The sequence below is a fragment of the Shimia marina genome (assembly GCF_001458175.1).
GTDB classification, from domain to species: domain Bacteria; phylum Pseudomonadota; class Alphaproteobacteria; order Rhodobacterales; family Rhodobacteraceae; genus Shimia; species Shimia marina.
Map to the genome: position 1 here is coordinate 25,542 of NZ_CYPW01000035.1, position 14,834 is coordinate 40,375.

The 14,834-nt window shown below is 60.5% G+C and carries 15 protein-coding genes; 13 read left to right on the top strand and 2 right to left on the bottom strand.

From position 1 onward, the window contains the following. From SHM7688_RS17490 to SHM7688_RS17520, 7 genes are all read left to right on the top strand, one after another. On the top strand, positions 1-1,143 hold a 1,143-nt coding region (locus SHM7688_RS17490), incomplete at its 5' end, for an endonuclease/exonuclease/phosphatase family protein (RefSeq protein ID WP_058241247.1). Then, on the top strand, positions 1,143-1,931 hold the full coding sequence (pcaD, locus tag SHM7688_RS17495; protein ID WP_058241248.1) for a 3-oxoadipate enol-lactonase: 789 nt from the start codon (positions 1,143-1,145) through the stop codon (positions 1,929-1,931). The genes SHM7688_RS17490 and pcaD, both read left to right, overlap by 1 nt. Next, complete coding sequence (locus SHM7688_RS17500; protein ID WP_058241249.1) at positions 1,924-2,649, top strand: alpha/beta fold hydrolase; 726 nt, start codon at positions 1,924-1,926, stop codon at positions 2,647-2,649. The genes pcaD and SHM7688_RS17500 overlap by 8 nt, the downstream gene beginning before the upstream one ends. Then, a complete protein-coding gene (locus tag SHM7688_RS17505) occupies positions 2,649-3,407 on the top strand; it encodes a lyase family protein (protein ID WP_058241250.1) in 759 nt (252 codons plus the stop codon). The genes SHM7688_RS17500 and SHM7688_RS17505 overlap by 1 nt, the downstream gene beginning before the upstream one ends. A gap of 136 nt (positions 3,408-3,543) precedes the next feature. Next, positions 3,544-4,746, top strand: coding sequence for a TCR/Tet family MFS transporter (locus SHM7688_RS17510; RefSeq protein WP_058241251.1), 1,203 nt, complete (start codon positions 3,544-3,546; stop codon positions 4,744-4,746). 87 nt (positions 4,747-4,833) lie between these two features. Then, entirely contained in the window at positions 4,834-5,922 is a 1,089-nt protein-coding gene (locus SHM7688_RS17515) for a Zn-dependent alcohol dehydrogenase (protein ID WP_058241252.1), read from the top strand. A gap of 23 nt (positions 5,923-5,945) precedes the next feature. Continuing rightward, positions 5,946-6,317 carry a hypothetical protein gene (locus SHM7688_RS17520; RefSeq protein WP_058241253.1) on the top strand — a complete coding sequence of 124 codons (372 nt, stop codon included), beginning with the start codon at positions 5,946-5,948 and terminating at the stop codon, positions 6,315-6,317. Between the two features lie 22 nt (positions 6,318-6,339). On the opposite strand, the gene SHM7688_RS17525 is transcribed toward SHM7688_RS17520, so the two are convergent. After that, positions 6,340-7,227: a LysR family transcriptional regulator gene (locus SHM7688_RS17525; RefSeq protein ID WP_058241254.1), complete on the bottom strand. Its 888-nt coding sequence runs from the start codon at positions 7,225-7,227 to the stop codon at positions 6,340-6,342. A gap of 117 nt (positions 7,228-7,344) precedes the next feature. On the opposite strand from SHM7688_RS17525, the gene tmpA reads away from it, so the two are divergent. From tmpA to pdeM, 6 genes are all read left to right on the top strand, one after another. Further along, entirely contained in the window at positions 7,345-8,484 is a 1,140-nt protein-coding gene (gene tmpA, locus SHM7688_RS17530; protein ID WP_058241255.1) for a 2-trimethylaminoethylphosphonate dioxygenase, read from the top strand. Next, positions 8,481-9,071 (top strand): (R)-1-hydroxy-2-trimethylaminoethylphosphonate oxygenase, encoded by a 591-nt coding sequence (tmpB, locus tag SHM7688_RS17535; RefSeq protein WP_058241256.1) that lies wholly within the window; start codon positions 8,481-8,483, stop codon positions 9,069-9,071. Before tmpA ends, tmpB begins: the two co-directional genes overlap by 4 nt. Positions 9,072-9,286: 215 nt before the next feature. Then, positions 9,287-10,516, top strand: coding sequence for a mandelate racemase/muconate lactonizing enzyme family protein (locus SHM7688_RS17540; RefSeq protein WP_058241257.1), 1,230 nt, complete (start codon positions 9,287-9,289; stop codon positions 10,514-10,516). Positions 10,517-10,618: 102 nt separating this feature from the next. Next, entirely contained in the window at positions 10,619-10,909 is a 291-nt protein-coding gene (locus SHM7688_RS17545) for an ArsR/SmtB family transcription factor (RefSeq protein WP_058241258.1), read from the top strand. Positions 10,910-10,915: 6 nt separating this feature from the next. Then, on the top strand, positions 10,916-13,345 hold the full coding sequence (locus SHM7688_RS17550) for a ligase-associated DNA damage response DEXH box helicase (RefSeq protein ID WP_188128136.1): 2,430 nt from the start codon (positions 10,916-10,918) through the stop codon (positions 13,343-13,345). 52 nt (positions 13,346-13,397) lie between these two features. Further along, positions 13,398-14,060: a ligase-associated DNA damage response endonuclease PdeM gene (gene pdeM / locus SHM7688_RS17555; protein WP_058241259.1), complete on the top strand. Its 663-nt coding sequence runs from the start codon at positions 13,398-13,400 to the stop codon at positions 14,058-14,060. 60 nt (positions 14,061-14,120) lie between these two features. Here pdeM and folD read toward each other — a convergent pair. Next, the coding region (gene folD / locus SHM7688_RS17560) for a bifunctional methylenetetrahydrofolate dehydrogenase/methenyltetrahydrofolate cyclohydrolase FolD (protein ID WP_058241260.1) at positions 14,121-14,834 on the bottom strand (714 nt) is incomplete at its 5' end.

Below are 14,834 nucleotides of genomic sequence, written 5' to 3' on the forward strand. Positions count from 1 at the left end.
GATCAGGAATACTACACCTTCCAATCCTACACCCCTGAGGAATACGCCTGGAAAGAAGACTGGACCGCCGCGCAGCTGTTTTCCATGGATGCCGACATCGTCGGTTTTCAGGAAATCTTTGAAGAAAGCGCCCTGCGCGATGTGGTAGCAGAGGCAGATCGCATCGGCATCGCCTCCAATGAGGCCGTGATCCCGGACAAGACCAAGCGCTATCACCGCAAGGCGATTTTTCGCAAACTGGGCTACACGCCTTATGGGGAGGATGGCCTCTTTGTGGCCCCAAACATCAACGACACCGATACACCCGGCCGCCGCCGCCCCGGCGTCGCCATCCTGTCGCGTTTTGGCTTCGCCGAGCCGCCTGAGGTCATTCAGGAGCTGTCAGAACCGGTGGAAATTCCCTTTCAGGGGCTCGATGGCGATGACAGCGGTGCCTTTGTACTGCGCCGCACCTCCCGCCCAATTCTGAAAGCGCGCATTCCAGTGGGCGATCAGGTCATCACCGTCTTCAACTGTCATCTCAAATCCAAACTCGGCGAGTTCCCCCGCAACGCAGAGGGCATCGCCACAGAGGCCGACCTGACGCGCTATGATCCCATGGGCCGCGCGATGGGGGCGATCCGCGCCTCGCTGCGCCGCATGGCCGAAGCCTGGGTGCTGCGCCGCGCCATCGTCGCAGAACTGAACGCAGGCCGCCCGGTCATGGTGCTTGGCGATTTCAACGACGGCGAACATGCAGTCAGCAGCGAAATCATCTCCGGCGAAGTGCCCTTCCGCAACTACAGCTGGATGCTGCGCCATGACGCCAAACATGCCAATGACCGCTACAAACGCGACGAAAACGCGGCGATCCAGGAGGCTGTTGGCGCGGTCAAACTGACCTCTGCCGAGGCGCTCTTCACACGCAAATCCCTACGCGACATGGTCTACACCACCGCCTTTGGTGGGGTTTACGAAAGCATCGACCAGATCTATCTGTCCCGTCACTTCCATCCCGACAACGCCGACCGGCTGGGGGAAATGGAATACTTCAGCGTGTTCAACGACCATCTCACCGATGGCAGCCACGCCGAGGCACCCTATAACAAACTGGCCTCTGACCACGGACAGATCATGGCCCATATCAGACTTGGAAAGCCCTGATGCCAACCACCGCTCTCAACGGCACATCGCTGCACTACCGCGACGAAGGCGACCCACAAGGCGCCCCAGTGCTGTTTCTCAACGCATTGGGCACCACGCTGCATCTCTGGGACGCGGTGCTGCCACATCTGCCCGAGAGGCTGCGTATCATCCGCTATGACATGCGCGGCCATGGCGGCTCTGCAGTGCCCCCTGCCCCCTATGGCATGGGCGCTCTGGTGAAAGAGGCCGAAGCCCTGCTCGACCATCTGAAGGTCACAAACGCGCTGCTGGTGGGGGTGTCGCTTGGCGGCATGGTGGCACAGGGTCTGGCGGTGAAGCGCCTTGATCTGGTGCGCGCGCTTGTGCTCTCCAACACCGCCGCAAAAATCGGCGCGCCCAAGATGTGGGATGACCGCATCGCAACGGCGCAGACCAAAGGCCTCCCGGCCTTGTCTGACGCCATCATGGCCCGCTGGTTCTCCCGCGATTTTCAGGCCACAGGTGACACAGACCACTGGCGCGCCATGCTGCATGCCACACCGCCTGAGGGCTACGCCGGCTGCTGCGCCGCCATCAAAGGCACGGATTTTTATACCCCAACCTCTGGTTTGCGCCTGCCCACATTGGGCATTGCCGGATCTGAAGATGGCGCCACGCCCCCCGATCTTGTGCGCGAAACCATTGATCTGATCCCCGGCTCCCGCTTCACGCTCATGCGCCGCGTCGGCCATCTGCCCTGTGTGGAAAAACCTGCGGAGTTTGCCGCGCTGCTCTCTGACTTCATGAAAGAAACCGGCCATGTCTGATATTCTTCTGATACACGGCTCCTGCCACGGCGCATGGTGCTGGCGTGATCTGATCCCCGCGCTCACCGCGCTTGGGCACAGCCCCCGCGCCATTGACCTGCCGTCTCATGGGCAGGACACCACCCCCCTCTCTGAGGTCACGCTCGACAGCTGCGCAGAGGCCATCGTAAACGCCCTTGGCGAGAACACCGTGGTGCTGGGGCACAGCTGGGGCGGCTTCCCCATCACCCGCGCCGCGGATCTGTCCCATGCGCGAGGTCAGGGCCACATCGCCCGCCTGATCTACCTCTGCGCCTACGCCCCGTGGGACGGCCACGCGCTGATCGACATGCGCCGTGCAGCCCCCCGTCAGCCCCTGCTGCATGCGGTGGTGAAATCTGACGACGGGCTAAGCTACACCGTGGATCCCGCCAAGACCCGTGCCGCCTTCTATCACGACTGCCCCACAGGCACCGAGGACTTCGCCAACGCACATCTCTCGCCACAATCCATCCGCGCCCAAAGCGACAAGATCACCCTTGGTGAAGGCCAGCGCCTCTGCCCCAAAAGCTACATCCGCTGCACCGATGATCAAACCATCCCCCCCGAGTTTCAGGTCACCATGACCGAGAGCTGGCCTGCGTCAGATGTCTATGACATGCCCACAAGCCACTCCCCCTTCTTTGCTGATCCCAAGGGGCTCGCCGCCCTGATTGACCGTATTGTGAAAGCCTCCTGATGACCGCCTCCGTATTTGACAGCCCGATGTACGCCAAAGCCTTCCCCGTGGGGGAGGCAGGTCGCCTGTTCACCCACAGCGCCGAAATCCGCGCGGCCCTTCTGGTCTTGGGCACGGTTGCCAAAATTCAGGGGGAAACCGGCGTGATCCCCGAAGACAGCGCCTTTTTCATCCATCGCAGCGCCATGGAGGTACAGATCGACCCCGCAGGGCTGGCCACAGGCGTGGCGCAGGACAACAGCTATGTGTCCGCTTTGGTCACCGCTTTTGCCAAAGCCATGGAAGCCCCCGAACACAGCGGCTACATCCTGCATCACACGCGCCCACAAGACATCGCCGATACCGCGCTGATGCTGCGCCTGCGCCAGTTGCTGACACAGGCGGAAACAGCCCTGTCTGCCCTGCCACAAAATGAGGCCACCCGCTTTGCCCTTGCCGCCTTGCCCGCCCTGCGCCGCACCGCGATCCACGTGGCCTTTGATACCACGCCAGAGATCGGCACTGCCTTGGCCGAGACGCTGAAACTAGGTGCGCCACAGCCGATCACCGCCTCCGTTCACGCCATATCCGCCTGGCTGGCGCAGACCGCAGAGGCCCTGTGTCCCGCTGCAAAAACACCCCACGCCGCGATGCTCTGCGCCACAGTCACCGCGCATCACACTCTGCTCACACAGGCGGACGACCCCGCTGCGGCGCGGCTTCTGTGCCTGCCCCATATCGCCCTTGGCACCCTGTCCCTGCTGCATCAAGCCGCTTAAAACGCATAGTTTCGACCAAGAACCCCGAAGCATAAGGTCATGAATTCCCGCAACCAAAGGGTGGCAGCAACGGTAAGCCCTTGACCCCATGAGGGTTTCCTGACCACATGCCCCTCCAAGAGGGAGGGGCATCATCATGACAAACCGCTTGCCGGTCCTTGTGATCATGGCCACGGTCGTATTGGATGCCATGGGCATCGGCCTGATTTTGCCCGTGATGCCCGATCTCATTCAGGAAGTCACCGGCGGCGATCTGGGCGCGGCGGCGATCTGGGGCGGCATTCTGTCCACAGTCTTTGCCTTCATGCAGTTTCTCTGCGGCCCGCTTCTGGGCAACCTCTCTGACCGGTTTGGCCGACGCCCCGTTTTGCTTGTGTCGCTTGTGGTGATGTCGGCCGACTACGTGCTGCTCGCTTTGGCACAAAATATCTGGATTCTGGTCTTTGGTCGGATCGTCGCGGGCATCACCGCTGCCACCTATGCCACCGCCATGGCCTATATGGCGGATATCTCCAAACCTGAGGAAAAAGCCCGCGCCTTTGGCCTTGTGGGCGCAGGCATCGGCATCGGCTTTGTCCTCGGCCCTGCCATGGGCGGGATACTCGCGCAATTTGGCACCCGCGCCCCTTTCTGGGCGGCGGCGGCGCTGGCGGGGGGCAATGCTCTGCTGGGCTGGTTTGTGCTGAAGGAAACCGTGACCGCAACCAACCGCCGCCTGTTTCAATGGCGGCGCGCCAACCCGCTTGGTGCCTTGGCCGCCGTCAACCATCTGCCCGCCATGACCAAACTTCTGGTGGTGTTCTTTCTCTATCAGGTCGCCAGCGCCGTTTACCCCGCCATCTGGGCCTATTTTGTCACCGAGCGCTTTGCCTTTGACGAAAGTATGATTGGCCTATCCCTCTCCGCCTATGGTCTCAGCTACGCCATTGTGCAGGCGGCTCTGATTGCCCCAACCGTCAAATGGCTGGGCAACCGCTATACGGTGATTTTAGGGCTCACACTGGAGGTGGTCGCGCTGATCTATCTGGGTGTGATTTCCTCAAGCCTACTGCTGTTCATTGGCATTCCGGTCGCCGCGCTGGCCTCCGTGGGGATGCCTGCGCTCAAAGCCATCATGAGCCGCCGCGTCGCCGATGACGCACAGGGCGAGCTTCAGGGCCTGTCATCCTCTCTGACCTCTCTGGCGCATATTCTCTCGCCCTTGGTCATGACACAGTGCTTTGCCTATTTTTCCGCCGATCATGCCATCTTCTATCTGCCCGGCGCGCCCTTCCTGCTGTCGGCAGTTCTGATGGTGCTGTCCCTCTTGGTGTTCCTGAAATCACGTCGCGGCACATAATTTGCATTTCCGCCGCTTTGTCTGGCACAGCGCGCCGTCTCCCCTTTACTCTGGGTCAGACAGAAGACCCTGAGGAGGAGGGATCCCATGACCACCATCAAAGCCGCCGTATGCCACGAATTTGGCCAGCCGCTCACCGTAGAAGAGGTCCAATTGCGTGCCCCGCAGATGGGTGAGATTGAGGTCAGCCTCTCCGCCGTAGCGGTCTGTCACTCCGATATCTCCTTTGCCGAAGGCGCATGGGGCGGCAGCCTGCCCGCTGTCTACGGCCATGAGGCCGCCGGAAATATCACCGCCGTGGGTGCGGGCGTCACTGGTCTGGTGAAAGGGGATCCTGTGGTTGTGACCCTGATCCGCGCCTGCGGCACCTGCCCAAGCTGTTCTGAGGGCAAACCCACCATCTGCGGCACGCCCTATGATGGCACCAAAGGTCCGCTGAGCACCTTGGACGGTGGCCCTCTGGATCAGGCCATGGCCTGCGGGGCCTTTGCCGAAAAAGTGGTGGTGGATCAATCTCAGGTGGTCAAGATTTCCGAGGACATCCCGATGGAAGCCGCCAGCCTGATCGCCTGTGGCGTGATCACCGGCATTGGGGCCGTCGTCAACGCCGCTCAGATCCGCGCGGGTCAGGATGTGGTGGTGATCGGCGCGGGCGGCGTCGGCCTGAACGCCATCCAAGGCGCGCGCATCGCTGGCGCCCGTCGCATCGTCGCCGTGGACATGAACGAAGAGAAACTCGAAATCGCCAAAGAGTTTGGCGCAACCGACGGCATTCTGGCCACCGACAAGAAACCTTTTGTGCAGGCCCACCGTGCCATGGGTCGGGGGGCGGATGCGGTCATCGTCACCGTGGGGGCCATCCCCGCTTATGACGCCGCCCCCCGCTACCTCGCGCCGGGTGGCAAGGTGATCATGGTGGGCATGCCCCATTCCGGCGAGAAATCCAGCTATGAGCCGGTGATCCTCGCCGCCATCGGTCAGGGCATGCAGGGCTCCAAAATGGGCGATGTGGTGATCAAGCGAGATATCCCCTGGATGGTCGATCTCTATCAGCAGGGCCGTTTGAAACTCGATGAGCTGATCTCCGGGCGCTGGTCACTGGACCAGATCAATGAGGCCATTGCCGATACCAAGACTGGCAGCGCCAAGCGCAACGTGATTATATTCGACCGCTGACCCACAAGACGGGAGACTCACCGGTGCTGCGCTTTTTTACGGACCTCTTCAAACCCAAATCCGCGCCACCGCCCCCACCGGTGACCTCTGAAGCCTCGATGAATTTCGACGCCGCAGAGGTGGCCCCTTTTCTGACCCGCCTCTCCAATCATCCCCAGTTCACCTTCCCCGCCAATATGGCCTCAGAAGTCGGCGACACGCTCGCCGCAATCGCAGTGGACGACACCAAACGCTGGCGCCTCACCTGCGCCTTTGACGGCGAAGACATCTCCATGGACATCGAAGTCTTCATGGACGATATCGACGCGCCCGATCTCTATTTCTTCAGCACGCAGGAAGCCATTGCGGTGATTGAGCAAGAGCTTGAAACCTTCGCCGAAGAAAAGGGCCTCTGACCCCACTTCGCATTCCACACGGTCAAATCTGCGCCAGACAGCCGGACACCTCTTGCCACTGCCGCCGCGAAAGCCGCTCCCGCGCGCCCAGAAGCCAATAGGTCTCATGGTGATGCAGCACCTCATCGGACAGCCGCACCAAACGCCCGGCAGCAAGGTCTGACGCCACCAGCGGCAAAGACGCCAAGAGCACCCCATGCCCGGCCCGCGCCGCCGCCAAGCCGGTGGCAAACGTGTCAAACCGCAGCTGCGGCACCGGGGTTGTGGCTGTGCCAGTTTGCTCACACCAGCGCCGCCAGCCCGGGCGCGGTCCGGACACTGACAGCCGTGGCAGATCCTGCCAGCGCACCTGCTTCGCAAGCCCCTTGCCCACCGGCTCCTGCCCCACAAGCGAAGGTGCCGCCACGGGGCTCATGCGCTCCTCATAAAGCGGCCGGGCATAATGCACCGGCCAATCCCCGCTGCCATAGCGAATCCGCAGCGCCGCCTCATCCAGCGCCTCGCCACTGGACACCACCATGGTGCTGAGGCTGATCTGCGCCCCACTCACCTGCGCAAGCGCCGCCATCCGTGGCACCACCCAAAGCTCATTCACCGACGCACTCGCCGAAAGCGTCAGCCGGTTGCGGGACACCCCAAACAGCGCCTCCGTGCTGTCGCGCAACCCCATCAGCGCCGCCTGCACATGTGGCAGCCAGGCCTCCCCCTCGGCAGTCAGCGTGATCTGCCGCGCCTGCCGGATAAAGAGCTGCGTGCCCAGACGCGCCTCCAGATGGCCAATCCGCTGGCTGATCGCCGATTGGGTCAAACCGCTTTCCTGCGCCGCTGCCGTAAAGCTGCCAAGACGCGCCGCCGCCTCAAAGGCACGCACCCATTCCAGCGGCATCTGATCAAAGCCTGACTTATCCATTAACAAACCGCTCCCTCACCTATCAAAAGGCTAATTTGATTTATGCATCCAGATCGCGGAACTGTCGATGCAGATAAGACCGCCACAGGACTCCCCTGAGCCAGCAAAGGATCCCCCATGCCACAGGTCACCCTCTCCGCCGACGGGCGCCAGCTCACCCTGCAGACAGACAGCACAAGCCTGCGCTTTCATGCGCTCTGGCTGCGCGACAATGCCATTGATGGGGCCACCCGTGATCCCGGCAACGGTCAGCGCCTGATCACCATGGCCGACCTGCCTGCCGAAACCACCCTCACACAGGCCAGTCTCACCGATGGCACACTTATGCTGACCTTCGGTCCCGATGGTCATAGCGCGCGCTATGATCTGGGCTGGCTCGTCGCCAATGCCTACGACAAGCCCCAGCCGCGTGACGCTGGCCGCCTGCCCGCGCAGACCAGCGCCTGGACCAGCGCGCTCAACGCAACCGTCCCAACGGGCGCCTACCCAGAAGTGGCCCAGAGCGACAGCGCCCGGGCCGCATGGCTGGAACACATCCGCCGCTATGGCTTTGCCAAAATGACCAACCTGCCGGTGCAATCGGGCAATCTCTTCAAAATTGTCGATCTTTTTGGCTATGTGCGCGAAACCAACTATGGCCGCCACTTTGAGGTCCGCACAGAGGTCAATCCCACCAACCTCGCCTATACCGGTCTTGGCCTTCAGGCCCACACAGACAATCCCTACCGCGACCCCGTGCCCAGCCTTCAGGTGCTCTCCTGTCTGGAAAACTCCGCAGAGGGCGGCGAAAACATGGTGGTGGATGGCTTTGCCTGTGCCCTGCGCCTCAAAGAGATCAACCCAGAGGGCTTTGACCTGCTGTGCAAATACACCGCCCGTTTCGAATATGCCGGAAGCGCCGGGGTGAAGCTGCAATCGCGCCGCCCGATGATCGAACTGGCCCCGGATGGCACGCTACAGGCCGTGCGCTTCAACTCCCGCTCCATCGCGCCGCTCACTGATGTGCCCTTTGACGAGATGGAGGCCTATTACGCCGCCTATCGCCAACTCTCCGAGATCATTGACGACACAGATATGGAGGTGACCTTCAAACTGGAGCCGGGCGAAGCCTTCATCGTTGACAACACCCGCGTGCTGCACGCGCGCAAGGGCTATTCCGGGGCGGGCAATCGCTGGCTTCAGGGCTGCTATGCCGACAAAGACGGCCTGCTCTCCACCTTGGCCGCATTGGAAAGCCAGCAGGAGGCCGCCGCATGAGCACGCCAGAGCTGACCCGCGACACCATTGTGGATTTCATCGGCGACATCTTCGCGCGCTGCGGCGATGAGGAATATCTCGGCGAACCGGTGACCATGGCCGAACATATGCTGCAAGGGGCCACCATCGCCGAACAGAATGGTCAGCCCGAAGACATCATTGTCGCCGCCCTGCTGCATGACATTGGCCATTTCACCTCTGAATTTGGCACCTTCTCCATGGAAGACACAGAAGACCGCTATCACGAAGAAGCGGGTGCCAAGGTGCTGGCCGCGTTTTTCCCCTCCGTGGTGATCGACTGCGTGCGCTATCACGTGGCGGCCAAGCGCTATCTCTGCGCCACCAAGCCGGAATACTTCAACCGTCTGTCTGACGCCTCTATCCATTCCCTGAACCTTCAGGGCGGCCCGATGAGCGCCGAAGAGGTGACCGAATTTGAGAAGAACCCAAATCTGAAAAAGATCATTCAGGTCCGTTTTCTTGATGAGGCGGGCAAGCACCCGGACATGCAAACGCCAGACTACGCCCACTTCGCCCCCATGGTGCAACGGATCGTCGATGCCCACCTCGGCGTGTCAGCGAGTTAACACTTGAAGGGGCGAAAATAGCACCGACGCATCACCGACGGGATACCGACGCGATACAGACGTGAAATTTTCGCCCTTTCTGCCCCTTAACCCAGCGCACGGTCCGGTAAGGGAAATTCTCCTCAAAAACTCCCCCCGCATCGCGTTCTCTGTTTGACGAGGACCCGCTGCATGAGGCTCAATACCTCAGGCCAGCACCGCACAAAGGGGCCCTCATGAAACTGACCGATCTGGATGTGATCATCACCGCGCCCCCGGCTCCCGGTTGGGGTGGCCGCTATTGGATTTTATTGAAACTTCAAACAGATACAGGCCTTGTGGGTTGGGGCGAATGCTATGCTGCCACCGTTGGCCCAGAGGCCATGACAGCGGTCATTCACGATGTCTTTGCGCGTTATTTTTGCGGCGAAAATCCCGAAAACATCGAGCGTCTTTTCCGCCGCACCTACTCTTCCGGGTTTACGCAACGCCCCGACTTAACGGTTATGGGCGCTTTCTCCGGTCTGGAAATCGCCTGCTGGGACATTTTGGGCAAAGACCGTGACCGCCCGACCTATGCGCTTCTGGGCGGGATGATGAACGAACGGCTGCGCGCCTATACCTACCTCTATCCCCTTGATCACCATGATGTTTCCGCCTTCTGGACTTCCCCGGAGATGGCCGCAGAAAGCGCGTTGGCCATGGTGGAGAAAGGCTATACCGCGGTGAAATTTGACCCCGCAGGCCCCTACACCATGCGCGGCGGCCATATGCCAGCGATGCGCGACATTACCCTCTCCGTCGACTTCTGCCGCGCCATTCGAGAAGCCGTTGGAAACAAAGCAGATTTGCTCTTCGGCACCCATGGTCAGTTCACCACGGCTGGCGCCATTCGACTGGGGCAGGCCTTGGAACCCTATAACCCGCTCTGGTTCGAAGAACCCACCCCACCCGACGCCCCCGAAGACATGGCCCGCGTCGCAAAACAGGTCCGCATTCCCATCGCCACCGGCGAACGCCTGACCACCAAATCCGAGTTCGCCACGGTGTTGAAATCCGGCGCAGCGGAAATCCTGCAACCTGCGCTCGGCCGCGCTGGCGGTATTTGGGAAACCAAAAAAATTGCTGCAATAGCAGAGTGTTACAACGCCCAAGTCGCGCCGCACCTCTATGCAGGACCAATCGAGTGGGCCGCAAACATCCACCTCGCAACCTCTATCCCCAACCTCTTGATGATCGAGACCATCGAAACAGATTTCCACGCCGCGCTGATCTCTTCCACGCTGAAAGTGGAGGAAGGTTTTGTCATCCCACCGTCGACAGCGGGCCTTGGGATTGAGGTCAACGAAGCCCTCGCCCGCGCCCATCCCTTTGAGGGCAAAGGGTTACATCTGCAAATGCAGGACGCCCCCTGCGACTATGTCAACGGCAACAGCTTTGCCGGTGGCGCTCCCCCAAAAACATGACACGACTTAAAACCTCGGCAACGGGGTGCTATATGGAAAGAGACCGCAGCCCTTGGACGCCAGACAGTGACCCTTCAAAGCCTTCCCACTCCGCCCTCAGAAATGGCAAAAAACGCAGAAAACGCCGCAGCTTACCTTAAGACGCTGGCGCATTCCGGGCGGCTTATGATCCTCTGTCATATCGGGTCTGGAGAAAAATCCGTGTCTGAGCTTGAAGAGATTCTGGATCTTCGTCAGGCCGCTGTCAGTCAGATGCTGGCCCGCCTGCGCGAGGAAGGTCTGGTCAGCACCCGGCGCGAAGGGAAAACGATTTATTATTCTTTGGCAGATGACAACACCTCTCAGGTGATCTCCCTGCTCTATGCGCTCTTTTGTGGACCACAGCCGGAGTAAGCCCCGTTGCGTGCCCCCGCAGTTTTGCCCGCAGAGATCTCCGCATGGTTCAAAAAACGCAATTGGCACCCCCACCCCCACCAGCTCGACATGCTGGACCGTGGCGACGATCCCTGCACGCTCTTGATTGCGCCCACCGGTGGCGGGAAAACGATGGCTGGCTTTCTGCCCACATTGGTAGATCTCGCGGAAGCACCCCACACTGGCTTGCACACACTTTACGTGTCACCTCTCAAAGCCTTAGCATCTGATATCAAGAGAAATTTACGAAATCCGATTGAGGAAATCGGCCTTAACATCCGCATCGAAGACCGTACTGGAGACACCTCTCAGACGGTCAAAAAACGCCAGCGTGTGGACCCACCGCATATCCTGCTGACCACCCCGGAAAGCCTTGCGCTACTCACGTCTTACGAAGACGCGCCACGCATTTTTCAGGGGCTCAAGCGTGTGGTGGTGGATGAAATTCACGCACTGGCCGAGAACAAACGCGGCGATCAACTCTTTCTGGCGCTCTCGCGTCTGCAAAGCCTCTGCCCAGATCTGCGACGCGTCGGGCTCTCGGCAACAGTTGATCATCCCGAAGACATCGCCCGCCTGCTCGCCCGCAACCCAGACCCTTGCAACATTCTCTACGCAGACCCCGGCCCGGCGCCCGACATTTCCATGCTGACTACAGACGCCCCGCCGCCCTGGTCTGGCGGCGGGGCGGCCTATGCCATCCCTGCGGTGCTTGCACAGGTGAAAGCCCATAAAACCACATTGATTTTCCACAACACCCGCGCACAGGCGGAAATTTTCTTTCACAATCTGTGGCTTGCAAACGATGAAGGCCTGCCCATCGGCATCCACCATGGCAGTCTCGATCGGGCGCAACGCGAGAAAGTCGAAGCAGCCATGGCACGGGGAGACCTGCGCGCCATTGTCTGTACGAGCAGTCTGGATCTGGGCATTGACTGGGGCGATGTGGATCTCGTGATACAGGTGGGCGCGCCCAAGAATGTCAAACGGCTGGTGCAGCGCATTGGCCGTGCCAATCATCGCTACAATGCGCCCTCCAAAGCCCTGCTCGTGCCCGCCAACCGCTGGGAAGTGGTGGAATGTGTCAATGCGCTGGAAGCCGTGCGCGCCGGAGAGCTGGATGGCGATCCGTTGCCCCAAGGGTCCCTTGATGTGCTCTGTCAGCATATTCTGCTCACAGCCGCCGCAGGACCCTTTGAGGCAACCGCGCTGTTTGACGAAGTCACAGGCGTCGGCGCATATTCGCGCCTCAGCCGTGCGGAATTTGACGCCTGCCTCGATTTCTGCGCCACCGGAGGCTATGCATTAAAGGCCTATGATCGCTGGCAAAAACTGCAGCAACGCGCAGATGGTCTGTGGCAATTGCGCGATCCCCGCGCCGCCGCCCGTATTCGTATGAACGCAGGCACCATTCAGGACAGCGACACACTCAAAGTGCAACTCAAGCGCAATCGCAGCGGCAAACCGCTGGGTGAGGTTGAGGAGGCCTTCGCCGCCACACTTGCCAAAGGGGATACCTTTCTCATTGGTGGGCAAATCGTGCGCTACGAAGGCCTGCGGGACATGACCGTACAAGTGTCGCGCAATGCGGCCCGCAAACCGCGCGTTGCGGTTTTCTCAGGCACAAAATTCGCCACCTCAACACAATTGTCTCAGCGCACGCTGCGGTTCCTTCAAGCAGAGACATGGCCTTCGCTGCCCAGCCATACCGCCGACTGGCTCCGCCTTCAGCGCGACATCTCACGCATGCCGGAACCCGGCCGTCTGCTGGTGGAAACTTTCCCACGCGATGGGCGAGAAAACATTTGCGTCTACGGGTTTGCAGGCCGCAATGCACAACAAACGCTGGGGCTATTGCTGACCAAGCGCATGGAAGATCTGGGCCTCGCCCCCATGGGGTTTGTCGCCTCCGACTATGCCACATTGATCTGGGGGCTAGACGAAGTTGTTGCCCCCAAAGACCTCTTCGATCTCACAATGCTGCGGGACGGGCTAGAGAGCTGGCTGGCGGGCAACGCTCTGATGAAACGTACCTTTCGCGCTTCGGCCACCATTACCGGGCTGATCGAGCGCAACACCCCCGGTGCCAGAAAATCCGGGCGGCAGGCCACGTTCAGTTCAGATATTCTCTACGACACTTTGCTCAAATACGATCCGGAGCATCTGCTGCTTAAAATCACCCGCACCGAGGCGTTGCGCGGCCTTGTGGATTTTTCACGTATTGAAGCCATGATGCTGGCGGTTGGGGATCGCATCGACCACAGTCGCGCCCCGCATGTCACCCCGCTGGCAGCCCCCCTGCTATTGGAGGTTGGCAAAGTGCCTGTGCAGAGTGGCAGCGCCGAAGAACGGCTATTGGCCGAAGAGGAAGCAGCGCTGATGCAAGACAGCGGTCTGGCCCGCGTAAACGTTTAGGCTCAGAAAACTTTTCTTGATCGGACGCCTATCTTCCCCTTAGGAACGTATCATGAACGGCATTGACATTACACTGGCAGGCTGCACGCTCACGGCCCTAGGATCCGGCGCACTTTGGTGGCGAGATCAAAGCCTGATCGTCGTCTCAGATCTGCATCTTGGCAAAACCGAACGTGTGCTGCGGCGAGGCGGCCCGGCGATGCCCCCCTACGAAACACGCGACACGCTGATCCGGCTGGAAAATGACCTCACTGCGACGGGCGCAGGCACGGTGATTTGTCTTGGCGACAGTTTTGACGACGTCGAAGCCGCACGCACACTGTCAGAGACGGACCGCCTTTGGATTGCCCGCCTGCAGGCCGGGCGACGCTGGGTCTGGATTGAGGGCAACCACGACCCCGGCCCCATCGACATGGGGGGCGCACATCTTGCAGAATTGCCGCTGCCGCCGCTGACATTCCGCCATATCGCACAGGCTGGCGCAAGCGGCGAGGTTTCTGGGCACTATCACCCCAAAGTGCGTATTCAGACGCGTCTGCGCAAAATTTCCCGACCTGCGTTCCTGTTTGACAGTGACCGCATCATTCTGCCCGCTTTTGGGACATACACCGGCGGACTGCGCAGCGATCAATGCGTCCTGCGTGATCTTATGCGGCCAGAAGCCATGGCCATTGTCACCGGACAGATCCCCCGTGTGGTGCCAATGCCGCGCTGACATCGCCGCCACAAAAAAGGCGGCCACATGGGCCGCCTTTTGTCGTCTATCCACCCGCAGTTACGCAGTCAGGCCTTCTGGCTCTTCCAGACCGTTTGCACGGCAGCACGCCGTTACGGTGTTGGCCAACAGGCAGGCAATGGTCATTGGGCCCACACCGCCCGGCACCGGCGTGATCGCACCCGCCACTTTCGCGGCGCTTTCAAAATGCACATCACCCACAAGGCGGGTTTTGCCTTCGCCTTTTTCAGGCGCATCAATGCGGTTGATGCCCACATCAATCACGGTTGCGCCTTCTTTGATCCAGTCGCCAGGCACCATCTCAGGGCGTCCAACAGCCGCCACAACGATATCTGCCTGCTTCACCACACCGGGCAGATCCTTGGTGCGGGAATGCGCGATGGTGACGGTGGCGCTGTCGTTCAGCAGCAACTGCGCCATCGGCTTGCCCACAATATTGGACCGGCCAATCACAACCGCATTCATGCCAGAGATCGAGCCGTGGTGATCACGCAGCATCATCAGGCAGCCAAGCGGCGTGCAGGGCACCATGCTCTTCTGGCCCGTGCCCAGCAGGCCAACGTTGGAAATGTGAAACCCATCCACATCCTTTTCTGGCGCGATAGAGTTGATGATCAGATCTTCGTTCAAATGACCGGGCAGCGGCAGCTGTACAAGAATACCATGCACGGCTGGATCATTGTTCAACTGATCCACAACCGCCAGCAGATCCGCCTCAGAGGTCTCTGCATCCAGCTTGTGTTCAAAGGAGTT

Excerpts from the sequence above, each read along its gene's own strand:
- SHM7688_RS17500 (WP_058241249.1), top strand. The coding sequence starts at position 1,924 with ATGTCTGATATTCTTCTGATACACGGCTCCTGCCACGGCGCATGGTGC.
- tmpA (WP_058241255.1), top strand. The coding sequence starts at position 7,345 with ATGCCACAGGTCACCCTCTCCGCCGACGGGCGCCAGCTCACCCTGCAG.
- SHM7688_RS17545 (WP_058241258.1), top strand. The coding sequence starts at position 10,619 with ATGGCAAAAAACGCAGAAAACGCCGCAGCTTACCTTAAGACGCTGGCG.
- SHM7688_RS17525 (WP_058241254.1), bottom strand. The coding sequence starts at position 7,227 with ATGGATAAGTCAGGCTTTGATCAGATGCCGCTGGAATGGGTGCGTGCC.
- SHM7688_RS17510 (WP_058241251.1), top strand. The coding sequence starts at position 3,544 with ATGACAAACCGCTTGCCGGTCCTTGTGATCATGGCCACGGTCGTATTG.
- SHM7688_RS17515 (WP_058241252.1), top strand. The coding sequence starts at position 4,834 with ATGACCACCATCAAAGCCGCCGTATGCCACGAATTTGGCCAGCCGCTC.
- pcaD (WP_058241248.1), top strand. The coding sequence starts at position 1,143 with ATGCCAACCACCGCTCTCAACGGCACATCGCTGCACTACCGCGACGAA.
- tmpB (WP_058241256.1), top strand. The coding sequence starts at position 8,481 with ATGAGCACGCCAGAGCTGACCCGCGACACCATTGTGGATTTCATCGGC.
- SHM7688_RS17540 (WP_058241257.1), top strand. The coding sequence starts at position 9,287 with ATGAAACTGACCGATCTGGATGTGATCATCACCGCGCCCCCGGCTCCC.
- SHM7688_RS17505 (WP_058241250.1), top strand. The coding sequence starts at position 2,649 with ATGACCGCCTCCGTATTTGACAGCCCGATGTACGCCAAAGCCTTCCCC.
- pdeM (WP_058241259.1), top strand. The coding sequence starts at position 13,398 with ATGAACGGCATTGACATTACACTGGCAGGCTGCACGCTCACGGCCCTA.